Source organism: Pikeienuella sp. (genome assembly GCF_046290545.1).
In the GTDB taxonomy this organism is placed as follows: Bacteria; Pseudomonadota; Alphaproteobacteria; order Rhodobacterales; family Rhodobacteraceae; genus Pikeienuella.
In genome coordinates, this window is record NZ_JBKAGV010000016.1 from 63405 (window position 1) to 82187 (window position 18783).

At 71.8% G+C, this 18783-nt stretch carries 16 protein-coding genes; 5 read left to right on the forward strand and 11 right to left on the reverse strand.

The genetic code is table 11. The features are described from left to right. Positions 1-246 precede the first annotated feature (246 nt). From ACE37J_RS15525 to ACE37J_RS15550, 6 genes are all read right to left on the reverse strand, one after another. A complete protein-coding gene (locus ACE37J_RS15525; protein ID WP_409712539.1) occupies positions 247-1341 on the reverse strand; it encodes a hypothetical protein in 1095 nt (364 codons plus the stop codon). A 65-nt stretch (positions 1342-1406) separates the two neighbouring features. Further along, positions 1407-2438 carry an L-idonate 5-dehydrogenase gene (locus ACE37J_RS15530; RefSeq protein ID WP_409712541.1) on the reverse strand — a complete coding sequence of 344 codons (1032 nt, stop codon included), beginning with the start codon at positions 2436-2438 and terminating at the stop codon, positions 1407-1409. 366 nt (positions 2439-2804) lie between these two features. After that, positions 2805-4796, reverse strand: a complete 1992-nt coding sequence (locus tag ACE37J_RS15535; protein WP_409712543.1) for an acetyl/propionyl/methylcrotonyl-CoA carboxylase subunit alpha — start codon at positions 4794-4796, stop codon at positions 2805-2807. Then, entirely contained in the window at positions 4781-5572 is a 792-nt protein-coding gene (locus ACE37J_RS15540) for an enoyl-CoA hydratase-related protein (RefSeq protein WP_409712545.1), read from the reverse strand. The genes ACE37J_RS15535 and ACE37J_RS15540 overlap by 16 nt, the downstream gene beginning before the upstream one ends. Continuing rightward, a complete protein-coding gene (locus tag ACE37J_RS15545) occupies positions 5569-7188 on the reverse strand; it encodes an acyl-CoA carboxylase subunit beta (protein ID WP_409712547.1) in 1620 nt (539 codons plus the stop codon). The genes ACE37J_RS15540 and ACE37J_RS15545 overlap by 4 nt, the downstream gene beginning before the upstream one ends. Further along, the gene (locus ACE37J_RS15550) at positions 7185-8945 is read right to left on the reverse strand and encodes an acyclic terpene utilization AtuA family protein (protein WP_409712548.1); all 1761 of its coding nucleotides are present in this window, start codon (positions 8943-8945) and stop codon (positions 7185-7187) included. The genes ACE37J_RS15545 and ACE37J_RS15550 overlap by 4 nt, the downstream gene beginning before the upstream one ends. Before the next feature lie 108 nt (positions 8946-9053). On the opposite strand from ACE37J_RS15550, the gene ACE37J_RS15555 reads away from it, so the two are divergent. Continuing rightward, positions 9054-10112 (forward strand): trans-3-hydroxy-L-proline dehydratase, encoded by a 1059-nt coding sequence (locus ACE37J_RS15555; RefSeq protein WP_409712550.1) that lies wholly within the window; start codon positions 9054-9056, stop codon positions 10110-10112. On the opposite strand, the gene ACE37J_RS15560 is transcribed toward ACE37J_RS15555, so the two are convergent. The 3 genes from ACE37J_RS15560 to metF form a co-directional block, all read right to left on the reverse strand. Beyond that, a complete protein-coding gene (locus ACE37J_RS15560; protein ID WP_409712552.1) occupies positions 10049-10807 on the reverse strand; it encodes an RlmE family RNA methyltransferase in 759 nt (252 codons plus the stop codon). The two genes, ACE37J_RS15555 and ACE37J_RS15560, sit on opposite strands and share 64 nt — an antisense overlap. Further along, on the reverse strand, positions 10804-11856 hold the full coding sequence (locus ACE37J_RS15565; RefSeq protein ID WP_409712554.1) for a Ppx/GppA phosphatase family protein: 1053 nt from the start codon (positions 11854-11856) through the stop codon (positions 10804-10806). The genes ACE37J_RS15560 and ACE37J_RS15565 overlap by 4 nt, the downstream gene beginning before the upstream one ends. 71 nt (positions 11857-11927) lie before the next feature. Further along, positions 11928-12812, reverse strand: a complete 885-nt coding sequence (gene metF, locus ACE37J_RS15570; RefSeq protein WP_409712555.1) for a methylenetetrahydrofolate reductase [NAD(P)H] — start codon at positions 12810-12812, stop codon at positions 11928-11930. Positions 12813-13022: 210 nt separating this feature from the next. Here metF and ACE37J_RS15575 point away from each other — a divergent pair, with 210 nt between their 5' ends. Genes ACE37J_RS15575 through ACE37J_RS15585 form a run of 3 tightly spaced genes read left to right on the forward strand, consistent with a single transcriptional unit; the run spans position 13023 to position 15378 of the window. After that, entirely contained in the window at positions 13023-13331 is a 309-nt protein-coding gene (locus ACE37J_RS15575) for a virulence factor (RefSeq protein ID WP_409712557.1), read from the forward strand. 21 nt (positions 13332-13352) lie between these two features. Continuing rightward, positions 13353-14282, forward strand: coding sequence for a methylenetetrahydrofolate reductase (locus tag ACE37J_RS15580; RefSeq protein ID WP_409712559.1), 930 nt, complete (start codon positions 13353-13355; stop codon positions 14280-14282). 19 nt (positions 14283-14301) lie between these two features. Beyond that, a complete protein-coding gene (locus ACE37J_RS15585) occupies positions 14302-15378 on the forward strand; it encodes a methyltetrahydrofolate cobalamin methyltransferase (protein ID WP_409712561.1) in 1077 nt (358 codons plus the stop codon). A gap of 3 nt (positions 15379-15381) precedes the next feature. Here the strand turns inward: ACE37J_RS15585 and ACE37J_RS15590 are convergent, their stop codons facing one another. Continuing rightward, on the reverse strand, positions 15382-15861 hold the full coding sequence (locus tag ACE37J_RS15590; protein ID WP_409712563.1) for a type II 3-dehydroquinate dehydratase: 480 nt from the start codon (positions 15859-15861) through the stop codon (positions 15382-15384). A gap of 110 nt (positions 15862-15971) precedes the next feature. On the opposite strand from ACE37J_RS15590, the gene ACE37J_RS15595 reads away from it, so the two are divergent. Beyond that, positions 15972-18008 (forward strand): ASKHA domain-containing protein, encoded by a 2037-nt coding sequence (locus tag ACE37J_RS15595; protein ID WP_409712565.1) that lies wholly within the window; start codon positions 15972-15974, stop codon positions 18006-18008. 10 nt (positions 18009-18018) lie between these two features. Here the strand turns inward: ACE37J_RS15595 and ACE37J_RS15600 are convergent, their stop codons facing one another. Next, a complete protein-coding gene (locus ACE37J_RS15600) occupies positions 18019-18771 on the reverse strand; it encodes a helix-turn-helix domain-containing protein (protein WP_409712567.1) in 753 nt (250 codons plus the stop codon). Positions 18772-18783 lie beyond the last annotated feature (12 nt).

The following is an 18783-nucleotide window of genomic DNA, read 5'->3' on the forward strand; positions in this document are numbered from 1 at the left end:
AAGGACGCGCACCGCTTCCAGAAGCGCCCGGCGGATCAGACACGCGGCTGATCCGCCCGCGGCCGCCGCCCTCCGGCGGCCGCGATCCCGCGCCCGCCGCGGCGACCGCAGTCAGATCTTCGGCCGACGCGGCGGCTCGGCGCCCCTCGCCCTCCGGCCTTCGCCTCCGGGCGACGGCCCCGGCGGCTTTCCCCCGGAAAGCCGCTGATCGAGGCCGGGGACAAGAACCCGGCCAAGGCCCTTCCCCTACGAACTCCGCCCCGCCCGCGCGATCTCGAAGGTCGTCACGATGTCCTCCTCCGTCAGCGCCTTCCGGCTTGCGGGCTGGTTCTCCGCCTTGTCGCTGATCGTCTCGCCGCCCAAGGCGCGGCCGACATTGAGGACCCGCGCGAGCGAGGCGTAGACATTGTACCAGAACGGCCCGCCGAGCCCGATCAGGATGCCGGCGAGGAGCGTGTAGGCGATCCAGCCGAAATAGGTCCGGTCCGGGTTGCCGGCGCAGCCCTCCGCGGCGAAGACGTCCTTGAGAGAGCGGCCAAGAATCGTGACCTCGGAAAGGCTTGACCCGCAGAACGGGTAATAGCTCGGCCCGATCGGCAGCCCCTCCACGTCGCGAAGCGCGGCGACGCTTTCCGTCAGCCCGTCCACCGCCGCGTTCACCTCCTCGAGCGTCCCCTCGCCCGTGGCGGCGAGCGCCGCGTCGAGCTTCGCCAGCGCCGCGTCGTTCGCCGCCTTCGCCGCGTCGACCTCCGCGATGATCGCGGCGCGGGCGCCAGGATTGTCCATGAGGTAGACGAAGACCCGCCCCGCATCGATATTCGCGCCGAAGGCGAAGAGCACGGCGATGACCGCGGTATAGCGATGCGCCTTGTAGCGGAACCGCTCCGCCGCCGCGGCGGCGTAGCGCTCATAGGTCCGCGCGATGTCCGTCAGCACGGCGCGAAGCTCGGCCCGGCCCTTGTGCGCGAGCGCATCCCCCAACTCGGATTTCGCGAGGCGCTGGAGCAGCGAATAGGTGGTGATCTGCTCATGACCGAAGCGCATCGGCGCGAGGAGGATTTTCGAGCCTGCCTTCGCCAGCGGGCTCCGGCTCAGCTTCGCGACCTGCGCCTTGAGGTCTTCGGCGGAGAGGTTGCCGTCCCCGTCCGTATCGAGCGCGCCCTTCAGCCCGGCCTTCGCGGCGGGCAGGATCTCGTTCACGATCAGGCTCTCGATCGCGTCGGCCAGCACCTTCTGCCGCATGGCGAGGAGGCGGAGGAAGGCTTCCGCGATCCCGGTCACGATGGTGGAGAAGACGATCATCACGACGGCGAAGGCCGCCGCCCCTTCGAGCACGTCCATGGCCCGCTCCCTTCAACCCATCCGCGAGTCTCGCGCCGAAAGGCCGCGCCGGCAAGCGCGGAACGTCACGCAAAGGCGATCTGTGTCTTCATCGCGCGGCTGCGGTCGGAGGCGGCGAGGAAGGCTTCCTCCGCATCCTCCAGCTTCATCGTGTGGGTGATGAGCGGCGCGGGGTCGATCAGCCCGGCCTGCATCAGCCGCACGGCGACCGGGAATTCCTCGTGGAAGCGGAAGGCTCCGCGGAGGTCCAGCTCCTTCGCCGTCAGCGCCTGGAGCGGCACGTTCATGTCCCCGCCGAGGCCGACCTGCACGATCACGCCGCGCGGGCGGAGCGCGGCGATGCCGGCGGCGAGGGCCTGCGGGGCGCCCGTGCACTCGAAGAGCACGTCGAAATACCCCTTGTCCGCCGAATAGGGCGCCAGCGCCTCCGGCGCCTCGGCGACGTTCACCGCCCGGTCCGCCCCGGCGCGGAGCCCGTGGGCGAGCGCGGCGGCGGAAAGGTCGGTCACCACGATCTCCGCCGCCCCGGCCCGCCGCGCGGCGAGGATCGAGAGCGCGCCGATGGGGCCGCAGCCGGTCACCAGAACCTTCCGCCCGAGCAACTCGCCCGCCCGCCGAGCGGCATGGAGGCAGACGGAAAGCGGCTCCGCCATCGCCGCGACGCCGGGCGCGAGCCCCTCCGCCTTCACGCATTGCGATGCGTCGGCGACCAGCATCTCCCGGAACGCGCCCTGGATATGGGGGAAGGGCATGGCGGAGCCGTAGAACCGCATGTTCAGGCAGTGGTTCCGCAGCCCCTCGGCGCAATAGCGGCAGCGCCCGCAGGGGCGGGAGGGGGAAATGGCGACGAGATCGCCGGGCGCGAGGCCCTCCACCGCCTCGCCCAAGGCCTCGACATGGCCGGAAACCTCATGGCCGAGGATCATCGGCTCCTTCAGCCGCACCGCGCCGAAGCCGCCATGATTGTAGTAATGGAGATCGGAGCCGCAGACGCCCCCGGCGGCGAGCCGCACCAGAACCTCGCCCGGCCCCGGCGCGCCCGCCTCCCGCTCCTCGATCCGCAAATCCTTCGGCGCATGGATGACGACGGCGCGCATGGGCTCCTCCCGGTTTTCCGGGGAGAGTGGCGGAAAGCCGGGGACGGCGCCAGAGGGGGCGGCGCTTCGATCCCCCCTTGGCCCGTGCGACCAGCACGGGCCGCGGCCGCCCCTGCCCGGGGGCGGACGCATCGCGACGTTTCAAGGTGCGCGATCGTCCGAAGACCTGACGCCATCAACCGCCAGACCGCAATCGTCAGGCGGCGTCAGCCCAGGGGCGGCCACGTCCCTCCGCACCCATCACAACCGGCGCCTCCGCCCGGCCTCAGAATCGTTTCAAAACCGATCACGACTTTTTTCAAACAAAATCAATCCTCCGAGCCCGATAACCATGGTTATCCCCCTCGGGCCCCTCGAAACCCCGCCTCAGCCCCCCGCCTCGACCTCGAAAAGGGGCGCCCCGCTCGCCACCTGCGCCCCCGCTGAGGCATGGACGGCGGAGACGCGCCCGGCGACCGGGGCGAGGATGCGGTGCTGCATCTTCATCGCCTCGATGACGGCGAGCGGCTCCCCGGCGGCGACCTCCCGCCCCGCTTCCGCCCGCATCTCGATCAGGAGGCCGGGCATCGGCGCGCGGACGAGCCCGCCCTCCGCCGCCGCCGCGCCGCCGCCGGGCGCGACCGGGTGGAACACCCCCCGCTCCCGCCCCGAGACGAGCGCCAGCGCCCCGTCCGCCCCGATGGCGGCGGCGAAGGCGCGGCCCCTGCCCCGCAGCCGCGCGCGGCCCGGCGCCTCGACCAGAACCTCGCTCTCCTCGTCGCCGTCGCGCACCAGCCAGCCGCCCGGAACCGCCACGGCCCGCATCGCCCGCGCCTCGCCCCGGCATTCGAGTTCGATCCGCGCCTCCGAAGGCGCGTCGGAGCGCCAGCCGATCTGGTCCGCCGCCACGAACCCCGCCTCCGCCAGCGCCGCCTCCCTTGCGGCGTCGAGCGCCAGCGCCGCGGCGAGCGCCCATGTCTCCGACGCCGGCGCTTCAGCCGCGACGCCTTCAGGCCACGCCTCCGCGATGAAGCCCGTCGTCGCCTCGCCTGCGGCGAAGACGGGGTGGGAAAGCGCGTCGATCAGGAAGGCCGCGTTCGTCTCCGGCCCGGCCAGCGCCGTCTCCTCCAGCGCGCGGATCAGCCGGAGCCGCGCCTCCTCCCGGCTCCGCCCGTGGGCGATGACCTTGGCCAGCATCGGATCGTAGAAGGGCGAAACCTCGCCCCCCTCCGCGATCCCGGCGTCGATCCGCACGCCCGGCCCCGAAGCGGGCCGCCAGAGCCGGATCGGCCCGGTGGAGGGCAGGAAGCCCGCGCCAGGGTCTTCCGCATAGAGCCGCGCCTCGATGGCGTGGCCGCCGAGAAGGACATCCTCCTGCCGGAGCGGCAGCGCCTCGCCCCGCGCGACGCGGATCTGAAGCTCCACGAGGTCCAGCCCCGTCACCAACTCGGTGACGGGGTGCTCGACCTGAAGCCGCGTGTTCATTTCGAGAAAGTAGAAGGCGCCCGCCGCGTCCAGCAGGAACTCCACCGTCCCCGCCCCGCGATAATCCACCGCGCGGGCGGCGGCCACCGCCGCCTCCCCCATCGCGGCGCGCAAGGCCGGGTCGACGGCGGGGGACGGCGCCTCCTCCAGCACCTTCTGGTGGCGGCGCTGCACCGAGCAATCCCGCTCCCCGAGATGGAGGCAGGCGCCGTGACCATCCGCGAAGACCTGGATCTCCACATGCCGCGCGCCCGTGATCGCCCGCTCCAGCAGCAGCCGCCCGTCCCCGAAGGCCCGCGCAGCCTCGTCCCGCGCGCGGGCCAGCGCATCGGCGAGGTCCGCCGCCCTCTCGACCAGCCGCATCCCCCGCCCGCCGCCGCCCGCGCTCGCCTTCGCCATGAGCGGAAAGCCGATGGCCTCCGCCTCGGCGAGGAGCCGCGCCTCCGACTGGTCCTCCCCGTCATAGCCGGGGACGAGCGGCACGCCCGCCGCCCGCATCAGCCGCTTCGAGGCCGCCTTGTCTCCCATCGCGCGGATCGCGGAAGCGGGCGGGCCGATGAAGACGAGGCCAGCCTCGGCGACCGCCTCCGCGAAGGCCGCATTCTCCGAAAGGAAGCCATAGCCCGGATGGATCGCCCCCGCGCCCGAAGCCAGCGCCGCCGCGATGATCCGGTCGCCCCGGAGATAGCTGTCGGAGACGGGCGCCGGCCCGATCTCCGCCGCATCGTCCGCCATCAGCACATGCGGCGCGCCCCGGTCCGCCTCCGAATGCACCGCGACCGTGCGGAGCCCCATCGCCCGCGCCGTGCGGATGACGCGGCAGGCGATCTCCCCCCGGTTGGCGACGAGGATCGTGTCGAACTTCATCGCCCCCGGTTTCATCGCGGCGCCCATGAAGGTTTCCTCTTCTCCAGAAAGCTGGCCACGCCCTCCCGCCCCTCCTCCGACAGGAGCGCGTCGGCGAAGGCGTGCGCGGCGGCCTCGCGCGCCTCGCCCCGGCTCCGGTCAGGCAGCGCGCGGATCAACGCCTTCGTCGCGGCCAGCGCGCCCGGCCCGCAGGCGAGCACCGCGGCGCGGATGCGGGCGAGCGACGCCTCCATGTCCTCCGTCACCTCGTCCGCCAGCCCCCCCGCCTTCGCGCCCTCCGCGTCGAGCTGAGCCGCGGTGAGCATCAGCCGCCGCCCCTCCCGCGCCCCGAGCCGGGCGAGCACATAGGGCGCGATCTGGGCGGGAACGATGCCGATCCGCGCTTCGGTGAGCGCGAAGCGGGCCTCCCGGTGGGCGATCACCACGTCGCCGCAGCAGGCGAGGCCGAAGCCGCCCGCCATCGCGAAGCCCTCCACCGCCATCACCGTCACCTGCTCCAGCGCCTCCACGGCGGCGAAGGCCTCCGCCCCGGCGAGGGACATCGCGACGATCTCCTCCCGCGTTCCCTGAAGCGCGGCGCGGAAGCCCTTGAGATCGCCCCCGGCGCAGAACACGCCCCCCCTGCCCCGGAACGTCACCCCGCGCACGTCCCGCCGCCCCTTCAGTGCCTCGCAGAGCGCGACGAGGGCGGCGACGCGGGCGGCGGTGAGAGGGTTTCGCGCCTCTGGCTCGGGGAACCAGACGGTGAGCCAGCCATCCGCGAGTTCCAGCTCCAGCGCCGGGGAGGCAGGCAACCCGGTCACAGCCGCGCCACGCCGAAGGCGTTCGGCTGGAGCCGCCGCGCCTTCGCCTCGATCACCGTCTCAAGGCAGAAGCCGAGAACGCGCCGCGTGTCCCGCGGGTCGATCACGCCATGATCAAGGCAGCGGCCCGAGGTGAAGAACGCGTCCGTCTGCCGGTCGAACACGGCGCGGATCGCGGCGGATTGCGCGGCCAGCGCCTCCTCGTCCAGCGGCGCGCCCTTGCGCTTCGCCCCCTCTCGCGCGACCGCCTCCATCGCCCCCGCCGCCTGCGCCCCGCCCATCACGCCCGTGAGCGCGTTGGGCCAGGCGAAGAGGAAATCCGGGTCGAAACCGTGCCCCGCCATGCCGTAATTCCCCGCGCCGTAGGAGGCGCCGACATGGAGCGCGATCTTCGACGTCCGGGCGTTGGCGACGGCCTGGATCATCTTCGAGCCGTGCTTGATCATCCCGGCCCTTTCATATTCCGTTCCAACGAAATAGCCGGTCGTGTTATGAAGGAAGATCAGCGGCGTCTCCGCCTGGTCCATCAGCTGGATGAACTGCCCCGCCTTGTTCGCCCCTGCCGGGTCGATCGGCCCGTTATTGGCGAGAATCCCGACGGGTATCCCGTTGATCGCCGCCTGCAGGCAGAGCGTGGACCGCCCGAAATCCGGCTTGAAGTCGCTGAAATCAGAGCCGTCCACGATCCGCAGAACGATCTCCCGCGCGTCATAGGGCTCCTTCGGGTCGGCGGGGACGATACCGGAAAGCTCGTCCGGGCTGTGAAGCGGCGCCACGAAGGCCTTGACCTCACGCCGCTCCAGCCGCCGGTTCCAGCCGATGCGCGCGACCGCGCCGCGCGCCAGCGCCACGCCATGAGCATCGTCCTCCGCCAGATATTCGACGAGGCCGGAAACCTCCGCATGCATCTCCGCCCCGCCGAGCGCCCGCTCCTCCGCCGCCTCGCCCGTCGCCGCCTGCACGAGCGCGGCGCCGGCGAGGGCCGCCATGCCGCGCTTCTTCACGCCGACAACGTAGTCGGAAAGCCCGATCATGTAGGCGCCGCCCGCGGTCGAGGCGCCGTGCAGCACCGCGACAGTCGGGATGCCTGCCGCCGAGAGCCGCGCGAGATTGGCGAAGATGCGCCCGCCCTCGGCCCAGTGCTGGACCTCGTAGCGCATGAGGTTGGCCCCCGCGCTCTCCACCAGATGCACGAGCGGCAGCTTCTGCCGCAGCGCGATGCGCTGGATGGAAAGGGCGACCGGCCCGCTCATCGCCCCCATCGCGCCGGCCTTGATGCCGCTGTCGTCCACCCAGACCATGCAGCGCGCGCCGGAGACGAAGCCGATGCCGACGATGAGGGAGGAGCCGGGGACGGATTTCTCCTCCCGGTCCGTGTCGACCATGTAGCCGGCCAGCGAATGGAGCCGCAGGAAGGGCATTCCGGGGTCGAGCAGCCGCGCCAGCCGCTCCCGCGGGGTGATCTGGCCGCGCGCCTCCATCCGCGGGCGGGAGGCTTCGGATTCGCGCTCCGCCCGCGCCTCCAGCGTGCGGAGTCGGGCGACCTGCGCGGCCATGGCCGCAGCGTTCGCCTCGAAGGCGGCGGAGCCGGGGGCGACCATGCTGCGGAACGTCATGCGAGCCCCTCCGCCAAAGCCGCCGGAACCGGAATGTCGAGCGCGAGGAGGCGCTGCGCGTAGCCCTTGCCCTGCGCGTCATTGAGAAGCGATGCCACGCCGCCGCCGCCAAGCGCCTCGTGGAGAAGGAGGTTCATCGCGGAAATCCCCGGCAGGTGGAAGCGCTCGATCCGCCCCTTGGCGAAGGGGATCGCCGCACGGATCGCCTCGTCGGTCAGCGCCGCCGCGATCCAGGGCAGATATTCCGGGCGGCGCGGGATGATCCCGACATTCGCCGCGTCCCCCTTGTCGCCCGAGCGGGCGACGGCGAGGGCTTCGAGTGGGAGCAACGCGACAGCCTCCCCCTCCGCCTCCGGAAAGGGATGCGGCGCGGGCGCGGGTTCGGGCGGCGGCGGCGCGGGCGGCGCGAAGGGGAGCGGCTCTCCCTCCAGCGTCACGCGCGGCGGCGCCTCCGCGGTGTCGATCAGGAAGGAAAAGAGGCGGATGACGGGAGAGGGTTTCGGCCGCCCCGCCCCGGTGAAGCCATGAAGGCCGGGGGGCGTGGCGAGCCCCGCCCCCATCGTCTCCTTCAGGAAGAGCCCGACCGCGCGGGAATCCTCGTGCCTCACCGCCGTCTTGAGCGCGACCTCCTCATAGGCCCCTGCGCCGGGCCGCCCGCCCGTCACCTCGATGCAGGTCTCCGCGAAATCCGGCGCGTTCATCGCCCGGAGCTTCGCGCGGGCGCGGGCGAGCCCGGCCTCGGCGAAGGCGCGGGCCTTCGCGCCCGCCTCGCGCCCGTTGAAATTGAAGAGATAGCCGGCGCGGAACCCGTCCTGCCAGGTGCAGGAGACCTTGAGCCGCCCCGTCGGCGCCCCGCCCTTCGCGCCGGAGACCCGGACCCGCCCCGGCCCCTCCGCGGCGATGCGAACCCCGCTGAAATCGCAGACGACATCGGGCAGCAGATAGGCCTGCGGGTCCCCGATCTCGTAGAGCATCTGCTCGGCCACGCTCTCCCGCGTCACGAGCCCCGCCGTTCCGGCGGGCTTGGTGACGGTGAAGGCGCCGTCCGCCCCGATCTCCGCCAGCGGATAGCCGATATCGGCGATGTCCCCGGCTTCCCGCCAGTCGGTGAAGTTGCCGCCGGTCGCCTGCGGCCCGCATTCGAGGATATGCCCGGCGAGGGAGCCGCCCGCGAGCGGGTCGAGGTCGCCCGCCCCCCAGCCGAACCGCCAGATGCAGGCTGCGAGAACGGTCGCGCTGTCCGCCACGCGGCCCGTCACCACGATATCCGCCCCGGCGGACAGCGCGGCGGCGATGGGGAAGGCGCCGAGATAGGCGTTGATCGAGGCGACCTTCGCCGGGTCGGGGAAGGCGGCGCCGGAGAACATCTCCCGCCGCTCCGCGAAGTCCGCCGCCCGCGCCGTCAGGTCGTCCCCCTCCACCACCGCGACGCGGAGCTTCAGCCCCCGCTTCGCGATCTCCGCCCGGAGCGCGGCGGCGCAGGCTTCGGGGTTGAGCCCGCCGGCGTTGGAGACGACCTTGACCCCCTTCGCCGCGATCTCCGCGAGGTTCGGAGCCATCGCGGCCGAGACGAAATCCGGCGCGAAGCCCGCGCCCGGGTCCTTCGCCCGCGCCCGCGCCATGATGGAGAGCGTGATCTCCGCCAGATAGTCGTAGATCAGAACGTCGAGGCCCGGATGGGCGAGAAGCTGCGCCGTCGCGTGGCTCGCCTCGCCCCAGTATCCGCTCGCCCCGCCGACGACCAGCCGCTCCGCCACGCCGTTTCCCCTGTCTTGTTTTGCCGCCATAGACGGGCGCGGCGGCGGCGAGGTCAAGCCTGACCCGGCGTCGTTGCGGCGCGGCGCGCCGGGCGATAGCCTCCCGCGATGCGCTCCCTCCGCACCATCCACGTCGTCTCCGCCCATGCCGAGGGCGAGGTGGGGGACGTGATCGTCGGCGGCGTCGCGCCCCCGTCGGGGGAGACGCTGGCCGCCCAGCGCGACTGGATCGAGCGGGACGGCGCCTTGCGCGACTTCCTCCTGAACGAGCCGCGAGGCGGCGTCTTCCGCCATGTGAACCTCCTCGTCCCGCCGAAGCGCCCGGAGGCGGCGATGGGGTTCATCATCATGGAGCCGGCGGACACGCCGCTCATGTCCGGCTCCAATTCGATCTGCGTCGCGACCGTGCTGCTCGACACCGGCATCCTGCCGATGACGGAGCCGGTGACGGAGTTCATGCTTGAGGCGCCGGGCGGGCTCGTCGCGGTGCGGGCGGAATGCGCCGGCGGCAAGGCGCGCTCGATCACGGTGCGGAACATGCCCTCCTTCGCCGCGGCGCTTGGCGCGGCGCTGCACGTGCCTGGCCTCGGCGACCTCCGCGTGGACATCGCCTTCGGCGGCGATTCCTTCCTCGTGGTGGACGCCACCGCGCTCGGCTTCCGGATCGAGCCCTCGGAGGCGAAGGCGCTGGCGGAGCTCGGCGTGCGGATCACCGCGGCGGCGAACGAGCAGATCGGCTTCGACCACCCGGGCGACGCCGACTGGCGCCATATCTCCTTCTGCCTCTTCGCCGGGCCATTGGAGCGGGAGCGAGACACGCTGACCGCGAAGGCCGCCGTCGCCATCCGCCCCGGGAAGATCGACCGCTCGCCCACCGGCACCGCGCTTTCCGCCCGCATGGCGCTGCTCCATGCTTCGGGGGAGATGAAGGCGGGGGAGCGGCTGATCCAGCGCTCCATCCTCGGCTCGGAATTCCACGGGCGCATCGCCGGGGAGACGGAGGTCGCGGGGCGCCCCGCCATCCTGCCCGAGATCACGGGGCGGGCCTGGATCACCGGCATCCACCAGCACATGCTCGACCCGGAGGACCCGTGGCCCCGCGGCTACAGGCTGTCGGACACCTGGCCCGGCGCCTCCGGCCCTTCGGGATCGGGCGCCGGGCGATAGCCGGTCGCGACCACGAATTTCTCCGCGCTGTCCTTCCGCGAGGAGGGCGGCTTCATGTGGGAGACCTTGGCGAAGCGGCGCTTCAGCTCCGCCAGAAGCTCCCCCTCCGCCCCGCCGGAAAACACCTTGGCGACGAAGGTTCCGCCCGGCTCCAGCACGTCGAAGGCGAAATACGCCGCCGCCTCGCAGAGTGCGACGATGCGGAGATGGTCCGTGCCCCGGTGGCCGGAACTCGCGGGCGCCATGTCCGATAGCACCACGTCCGCCGGCCCCCCAAGCGCGGCCTTCACCGCCTCCTCCGCGCCCTCTTCGAGAAAGTCGAGCTGGAGCAGCTCGGCCCCGGGAACCGGATCGACCGCCTGAAGATCGACGCCGACAATGCGGCCAACCCGCTTGCCGGACTTCTCCCCCAGCGCGTTGATCCGCGGCACGGCGACCTGAAGCCAGCCCCCCGGCGCAGAGCCGAGATCCACGACCCGCGCTCCGGGAACGAGGAAGCGGTGCCGGTCGTCTATCTCCATGATCTTGAAGGCGGCCCGGCCCCGATAACCCTCGGCCTGCGCGCGGCGCACGTAAGGGTCGTTCAGCTGCCGCTCCAGCCAGAGCTTGGAGGAAAGCTTCCGCCCCTTCGCCGTCTTGACCTTCTGGCGCAGCTCCCGCGCGCCGCGGCCCGATCCGCCTCCCGCCGCGCTCACGATGCGGCCTGCGTGTAGATCAGCCCTTCGCGCAGCCCCCGGTCGGCGACGCGAAGCCGGTCCGTCGGCCAGGCGGAGAGGATGGCGGAGAGAATCGCGCAGCTCGCCACGATCAGCCGCGCCCGGTCATGCCCGATGGAGGGATGAAGCGCCCGCGCCTCGTCCGAGAGGCAGGCGAATTCGCGCGCGATGCGCCGCGCGGCGCGGTGCGGGAGCCAGAGCCCGTCCACCCGGCTCCGGTCATAGCGGCGAAGGCCGAGATGGGCGGCGCCGATCGTGGTGACCGAACCCGAAGCGCCGATGAGCTGGAGCGAGCGGCCGACCGCCTCGTCCGCCATCCGCGCGGCGAAGCCCTCGATCAGCTCCTCGAAATACCAGCTCATGAGCCCGAAGCGCTTCGAAGGGTCGGCGATCTCCGCGAACTTGTCCTCCAGCGTGGCGACGCCGACGGGGATGGAGGCCCAGTCCACGATCCGCGCGCCATGCCCCGCTCCGGCTTTCAGCGGCGGCGTCGCCCGCGTCGCCGCCGCGCGCTCCTCCGGCGGCACCGCGGACAGGTCGAGCAGGACGAACTCGGTGGAGCCGCCCCCGATGTCGAAGACGAGCACGCGCTCGGCCTCCGGGTCCACCAGCGGCCCGCAGCCGGCGACGGCGAGGCGCGATTCCTCCTCCGGGCCGATGATCTCCAGCCGGATTCCCGTCTCCTCCCGCACGCGGGCGGCGAATTCCCCGCCGTTCAGCGCCTGCCGGCAGGCGGCGGTGGCGACGGCGCGGACGCGGCGGGGCGCGGCCCGCTTCAGCTTGTCGGCGCAAATGGCGAGCGCGGCCACCGCCCGGTCCATCGCCGCAGGATCGAGCGCGCCGGAGCGGTCTATCCCGTCGCCGAGCCGCACGGCGCGGGAGAAGCTGTCCACCACGTGAAGGCGCGCGCCGTCCGGCCTCGCGATCAGCAGGCGGCAATTGTTGGTGCCGAGGTCGAGGCCGGCGACGGGTGCGCCCGCTTCGGAGGGAAAGGCGCGCGCGTCCTGCGGGCTCGAGTCCCCGTCCATGCCGTCCTCCGGTTCTTGCTCTTGTCGAACCAGAGGTAAACGAGCGGCAGGTGCGCCGCAAGGCGCTGGGTTCAGGCGCAGCCCCCGGTGGCGGCGATGCGCATCGGCGTCGTCTCCACGCCCAGCGCCTGGCAGACCTGATAGGGCAGGTCCGGATTGTTGAGCGTGTAGAGGTGGATATGCCCCGCCCCCTCGCGCCGCAGCGTGTCGCACATCTCGGCCGCGATGGAGATGGAGAGCAGCTCGCCCGCGCCCGTCTCCTCCGCATTGGCGAAGGCCGTCTCCATCCAGGCCGGCACGCGGGCGCCGCAACGGGCGGCGAAGCCCTTCATCCGGGCGAAGTTCTCGATCGGGAGCACCCCGGGGATGATCGGCCGGTCGATTCCCGCCTTCGCGCAGCGGTCGCGGAAGCGCAGGAAGGTCTCGACGTCGAAGAAGAACTGGGTGATCGCGTCATCGGCGCCGGCGTCGAACTTGCGCTTCAGATGCGTGACGTCCGCCCCCTCCCCCGCAGCTTCGGGATGCGGCTCCGGATAGGCGCCGACGGAGACGTGGAACCGCCCCTCCGCCTTCAGCGCCTCGATGAGCTCCACCGAGCCGGAGAACCCGCCCGGATGCGGCGTGAAGCGTTCCGCCCCGTTCGCCGGGTCGCCGCGCAGCGCGACGATGCGGCGGCAGCCGAGCTTGGCGTAGGTGCGTGCGACCGCCAGCGTCTCCTCCCGCGTCGCGCCCACGCAGGTGAGATGGCCCGCGACGTCGAGCCCCGCACGGTCCCGGATCGTCTGGATCGCGGCCACCGTCCGCTCCCGCGTCGAGCCGCCGGCGCCGTAGGTGACGGAGACGAAGCACGGCCCGAGCGGCGCGAGACGCTCGACCGAACGCCACAGCCTGAGCGCCCCTTCCGGCCCCTTGGGAGGGAAGAATTCGAAGGAGATCGTCGGCGTCGGAGTCGTCATCGGATGCGCCTTCCCACAAGGATCGCGAACTACACGGATCGGAGATACAGGCGAAAAACCGACGCTACAAGGCGAAAAGGCGACTTGCGCGCGGCGCGTCGTCGCTCCACGTCGCAAGACGTGTCGCAAAGCGCGCGCCGCCGGTCGCGATCATGCGCGCCGGAACCCGCGCGGCGGCGCATTTGCGGGATGAGGACAGGAGTTTGAAGCGTGACGCAGGTGGTGACGGTCTACTGGAGGGACATTCCGGCGCAGGTCATCGTCGGCAAGGGCCGGCGGGCCGCCAAGGTCCAGTTGCCGGAGCGGTTCGAGCAGGCCATCGACCGCTGCGCCATGAAGGTCGGCGCGCGAGGGGATGACGCCTATCTCGCCGAATGGCGGAAGGCGGCGCATGAGGAGGAGTCGGAGGCCGACGACGCGGCGCTCGCCGCCGCCATCGCCGCCCGGCTCGAAGCGGAATACGACGCGGAGCGGATAAAGGCGCTCATCGCGAATGACGGTTGGAACAGCGCGGCGTAGCCGCGAACGGGGAGCACGGGCATGGCGAACATCCTCAGCTTTTTCTCGGGCCGCAAAGCCGCCCAGCCCGCCGCGTCGGGAGGCGTCGCCGCCCTCCTTGAGGATTTCTCCATCGAGGTGATGCCGCGGACGGCCGAGAAGATCGAGGATTTCCGCCCGCTCCTGCCCGAGGGCTCCCGCATCTACATCGCGCATATCGACGGCACGCCGATCGAGGAGATGGTGCGGACGGCGAAGCGCCTCGCGGCCGAGGGCTTCCCCGTCATGCCGCATTTCCCGGCCCGGATCATCCGGGACCGGGCGACTCTGGCGGACTGGATCGCCCGCTACCAGGGCGAGGCCGGGGTGGACCAGGCGCTGCTGCTCGCCGGCGGCGTCTCCTCCCCCGCGGGCGAGTTCTCCGATTCCATGGCGCTGATGCGCACCGGCCTTTTCGAGAAGGCGGGCTTCCGCCGCATCCATGTCGCCGGTCACCCCGAGGGCAACCGGGACATCGACCCTGCGGGCGACGGCGCGAACGCCATGGCCGCGCTCCGCTGGAAGCAGGACTGGGCGCGCGAGGCGGGCGTCGAGATGGCCATTGCGACACAGTTCTGCTTCGAGGCGGAGCCGGTGATCGAATGGGCCGAAAGGCTGCGGGAGGAGGGGATCGCCCTCCCCGTCCATATCGGCGTCGCGGGCCCGGCGAAGCTCCAGACGCTGGTGAAATTCGCGATGACCTGCGGCGTCGGCCCCTCCGTCCGCGTGCTGCAGCGGCGGGCGGCGGATGTGACGAAGCTGATGCTGCCCTTCACGCCCGAAGCCTTCCTCGCCGATCTCGCGGCGCACGGCGCGGCGAACCCGGATTTCGCGGTGCGACGGGTTCACTTCTTTCCCCTCGGCGGGATTCGCGCTACGGCGGACTTCACGGGGGCCATGCGCGGCGCCCGCAAGATGGCCGCCACGGCCTGAGCCGAGACGAAAGAGACCCATGACCCGCACTGTCGTCGCCTCCCGGTCGAAGACCGTCATCATCGGATTCGACCAGCCCTTCTGCGTGATCGGGGAGCGGATCAACCCGACCGGGCGCAAGAAGCTCGCCGCCGAACTCGAGATGGGGGACTTCTCCACCGTGGAGAAGGACGCGCTGGACCAGGTCGCCGCGGGCGCGGCGATTCTCGACATCAACTCGGGCGCAGTCTTCTCCAACAAGATGGCGGAGGACCCGCGCTACGCCGACAACAACTTCGTCGAGCCCGCGCTGATGAAGGAGATGGTGGAGCGGGTGCAGGCGCTGGTCGACGTGCCGCTCTGCATCGACAGCTCCGTTCCCGGCGCGCTGGAGAACGGCCTGAAGGCGGCGGAGGGCCGCCCGCTCCTCAATTCGGTGACGGGGGAGGAGGAACGGCTGGAGCTCGTCCTGCCGCTCGTGAAGAAATACGACGTGCCGGTCGTGGCGATCTCCAATGACGACACCGGCATTTCCGAGGATCCGGACGTGCGCTTCGCCGTGGCGAAGAAGATCGTCGAGCGCGCCGCCGATTTCGGCATTCCCGCGCATGACATCGTGGTCGACCCGCTCGTCATGCCCATCGGCGCAATGGCGACGGCGGGCCAGCAGGTCTTCGCCCTTGTCCGGCGGCTCCGGGAGGAGCTTGGCGTCAACACGACCTGCGGCGCCTCCAACATCTCCTTCGGCCTGCCGAACCGGCATGGCATCAACAACGCCTTCCTGCCGATGGCGGCGGCGGCGGGCATGACCTCGGCGATCATGAATCCGCTGCAGGCGGCGGCGACGCCGAAGAAGATCGCGGAGCGGATCGCGGAGCTGGAGGCGCTCGGCGTGATCTTCCCCGAGGGGATCGACCCCGAGGTTCTCGTCCCCCTGATCGGCCTCGGCTCGGCGAAGGCCGGCCCCTCGAAGGAGATCGAGGCGATCAAGGCCGCGGATTTCCTTCTGAACAACGACCCTTCGGGCGCGGCGTGGATCCGCTTCAACAAGGTCGCCGGCGGCGACGAGGGCGCCCGCGGCGCGCGGGACGGTCGGCGGAGCCGCCGGCGCGGCTGAGGCTCAGGGCGCCGCGCGAAGCCCCTCCGGCATCATCGGCGTCTCCATCCCGAGGAGCCGCGCCGCGGCGAGGAGCGCGACCGGATAGCCCGCCGCGCCAAGGCCGCAGATCACCGCAGTCGCCGCCGCGGCGATGATGGAATGGCGGTGCTGCGCGTCCCGCGCGTGGATGTTGGAGATGTGAAGCTCGATCATCGGGCCGCCGAACATGCGCACCGCATCGAGGACGGGAACCGAGTGGAAGGAGAATCCGGCCGGATTGAGGATGAGCGCGGAGCCTTCCCGCCGCGCCTCCTGAATCCAGTCCACCATCACGCCCTCATGGTTCGTCTGGCGAAAGACGACCGGGAGGCCGATTGCCTGCCCCAGCGCCGCGCAGGCGCGCTCGATGTCGGCGAGCGTGGTGTGGCCATAGATGTCCGGCTCCCGCTCCCCCAGCATGTTGAGGTTCGGACCGTTGAGAATGTAGGCTGGTTTCGGCATCTCTTTTCCCTTCCGCCGCTTTCCGCTCCGCTTGCGTCGCGCGGCGCCATGCGGCGTTGGATTGTCGCGCGAAAAGGAATAGCTGGCGCAGGCGCAGCATGGGAACCGAAATGAGCGACACAGACCCCCTCGTCGTCTTCACGCCCTCGGGCAAGCGCGGCCGCTTCGCCGTGGGCACGCCGATCCTCACCGCCGCCCGCGCGCTCGGCGTCGATCTGGACAGCGTGTGCGGCGGGCGCGGCATCTGCTCGAAATGCCAGGTCGCCCCGCAATTCGGCGAGTTCTCCAAGCATGGCGTAACCTCGGCGGAGGATGCGCTCTCCGAATGGAACGCCGTGGAGGAGCGCTATCGCGCCAAGCGCGGGATGATCGACGGGCGCCGGCTCGGCTGCCAGGCGACGGTGCAGGGCGACGTGGTGGTGGACGTGCCACCCGAGAGCCAGGTCCACAAGCAGGTCGTGCGGAAGCGCGCGGAGGCGCGCGAGATCGTCATGGACCCGGCGACGCGGCTTTACTACGTCGAGGTCGCGGAGCCCGACATGGAGCATCCGAGCGGAGACCTCGAACGGCTGCAGGAGGCGCTGGCGGCGCAATGGGGCCTCGCCCACGCCGTGGGCGACCTCCGCACGCTCCAGATGCTCCAGCCCGCGCTGCGGGAAGGCGGCTGGAAGGTCACCGTCGCCGTCCATCACGGGGACGGGCTGGGCCCCGCGCGGATCATCCAGGTCTGGCCCGGCTTCCATGAGGGCTCGATCTACGGCGCGGCCTTCGATGTCGGCTCCACCACCGTCGCCTGCCATCTCTGCGACCTCGTGACGGGGGAGGTGCTCGCCTCCTCCGGCCTGATGAACCCGCAGATCCGCTTCGGCGAGGACCTGATGAGCCGCGTCTCCTACGCCATGATGAACCCCGGCGGCGCCGCGGCGATGACGAAGGCGGTGCGGGAGGCGGCGAACGCCCTCATCGGCCAGGTCGCCGCCGAGGCGCGGGTGGACCGGGAGGAGATCGTGGAGGCCGTCTTCGTCGGCAACCCGGTGATGCACCACCTTCTCCTCGGGATCGACCCGAAGGAGCTCGGCTGGGCTCCCTTCGCGCTCGCCACCAATTCGGCGCTGAACTTCTGGTCCACCGAGATCGGCATGGAGATGCACCCGAACGCCCGCATCTACATCCTGCCCTGCATCGCCGGCCATGTGGGGGCGGACGCGGCGGCGGTGGCGCTTTCGGAGGGGCCGAACGTCTCCGACGATCTCGTGCTCGTCGTCGATGTCGGCACCAATGCGGAAATCCTCCTTGGCGACCGCCGGCAGGTCCTCGCCTGCTCCTCCCCCACCGGCCCCGCCTTCGAGGGGGCGCAGATCAGCGCCGGGCAGCGCGCCGCTCCCGGCGCGATCGAGAAGGTGGAGATCGACCCCGCGACGAAGGAGCCGCGCTTCCGCGTCATCGGCTGCGAGCTCTGGTCCGACGATCCGGGCTTCGCCGCCGCCCTCGGGCGCGAGGGGGTGACGGGCATCTGCGGCTCCGGCATCATCGAGGTGATCGCGGAGATGCGCCTCGCCGGGGTGATCGACGAGGACGGCGCCATCGGCTCCGCCGCCGCCGCGGGAACGGGCCGCTGCGTGCCGGACGGGCGAACCCACGCCTATCTTCTGCACGAGACGCCGGAGGGCCGGCGCATCCTCGTCACGCAGGCGGACGTCCGCGCGATCCAGCTCGCCAAGGCCGCGCTCTATGCCGGCGCCCGGCTGCTGATGGACCGGCGCGGGGTGAAGAAGGTGGACCGCGTGATCCTCGCCGGCGCCTTCGGCGCGCATATCTCCCCGAAACACGCGATGGTGCTCGGCATGATCCCCGATTGCCCGCTGGAGAAGGTCTCCTCCGCCGGCAACGCCGCCGGCACGGGCGCGCGCATCGCGCTCCTCAACTCCGCCGCGCGGCGGGAGATCGAAAGCGTGGTGCGCCGGATCGAGAAGGTGGAGACGGCGACGGAGCCGCGCTTTCAGGAGCATTTCGTGAACGCCATCGCCGTGCCGCACAAGACGGACCCGTTCCCCGTCCTGAACGGCGTCGTAACCCTCCCCGCCGTCGCCTTCGGCGGAAGCGGGGACGAGGAAGGCGGGCGGCGGCGGCGGCGGGCGCGGGGCTGAACGCCCCTCGCTATCCCGCCGCAGCGGCCCGCAGCGCGGCTTCCGTCTCGGGATCGGCGGGGAAGTAGAGTTCGATCCTGAGGTCCTCCAGCGTCTCGTCCGCGGGCGTGGCGAAGGCGGCCAGCGCGGCGAAGAGGGAAAGCCGGGCCCCGCCCGCGCGGAGGATGACGGGGATGACCGGCCCCGCCTGCTCCCCGCCCGGCCCCGCCTCCGCCGCCAGCCGCTCCGCCGCATGATCGAGCTCCGGCGCCCCGCCCTGCGCGGCGCTTTCGGAGCGGAGCCTGAGCGCGGCGTGGCGCGCGACCTCGGGCCAGTTCTCGACATGCGGCGCGAGCGCGCCCGAGACCATGAGCGCGAGGAGGTCCGCCCCCTCCCCGATCCCCAAGGGCCCGAAGAGCGCCCGCGCCGGGCCGTTGAGCGCGAGGATGCGCCAGAGCCTGTCCACCGCGAGGCCGGGAAAGGGCGCATGGCTTTCGAGCATGTGGCGGATTGCGGCGCGGACGGGCGCCATCTCCGCCTCCGGCCAGTCCCGCGCCCGCCAGCGCGGCGCGAAGCCGGCGCGGGCGAGGAGGCGGTTGCGCGCCGGGAGCGGAAGGGCCAGCGCCTCGGCGAGGCGCGCCACCATCTCCGCGCTCGGCCGCGCCTTTCCCGTCTCGATACAGGCGATGTGGCGGGCGGAGACGTCCGCCGCCGCGGCGAGCCCCATCTGGCTCAGCCGGCGCGCCTTCCGCCACGACCGCAATTCGTCTCCGAACCCCTCCATGCGCCGAGACTA

Coding starts and splice junctions, on each gene's coding strand:
- ACE37J_RS15525 (WP_409712539.1), bottom strand. CDS start 1,341: ATGGACGTGCTCGAAGGGGCGGCGGCCTTCGCCGTCGTGATGATCGTC.
- ACE37J_RS15530 (WP_409712541.1), bottom strand. CDS start 2,438: ATGCGCGCCGTCGTCATCCATGCGCCGAAGGATTTGCGGATCGAGGAG.
- ACE37J_RS15535 (WP_409712543.1), bottom strand. CDS start 4,796: ATGGGCGCCGCGATGAAACCGGGGGCGATGAAGTTCGACACGATCCTC.
- ACE37J_RS15545 (WP_409712547.1), bottom strand. CDS start 7,188: ATGACGTTCCGCAGCATGGTCGCCCCCGGCTCCGCCGCCTTCGAGGCG.
- ACE37J_RS15555 (WP_409712550.1), top strand. CDS start 9,054: ATGCGCTCCCTCCGCACCATCCACGTCGTCTCCGCCCATGCCGAGGGC.
- ACE37J_RS15565 (WP_409712554.1), bottom strand. CDS start 11,856: ATGGACGGGGACTCGAGCCCGCAGGACGCGCGCGCCTTTCCCTCCGAA.
- metF (WP_409712555.1), bottom strand. CDS start 12,812: ATGACGACTCCGACGCCGACGATCTCCTTCGAATTCTTCCCTCCCAAG.
- ACE37J_RS15580 (WP_409712559.1), top strand. CDS start 13,353: ATGGCGAACATCCTCAGCTTTTTCTCGGGCCGCAAAGCCGCCCAGCCC.
- ACE37J_RS15585 (WP_409712561.1), top strand. CDS start 14,302: ATGACCCGCACTGTCGTCGCCTCCCGGTCGAAGACCGTCATCATCGGA.
- ACE37J_RS15590 (WP_409712563.1), bottom strand. CDS start 15,861: ATGCCGAAACCAGCCTACATTCTCAACGGTCCGAACCTCAACATGCTG.
- ACE37J_RS15595 (WP_409712565.1), top strand. CDS start 15,972: ATGAGCGACACAGACCCCCTCGTCGTCTTCACGCCCTCGGGCAAGCGC.
- ACE37J_RS15600 (WP_409712567.1), bottom strand. CDS start 18,771: ATGGAGGGGTTCGGAGACGAATTGCGGTCGTGGCGGAAGGCGCGCCGG.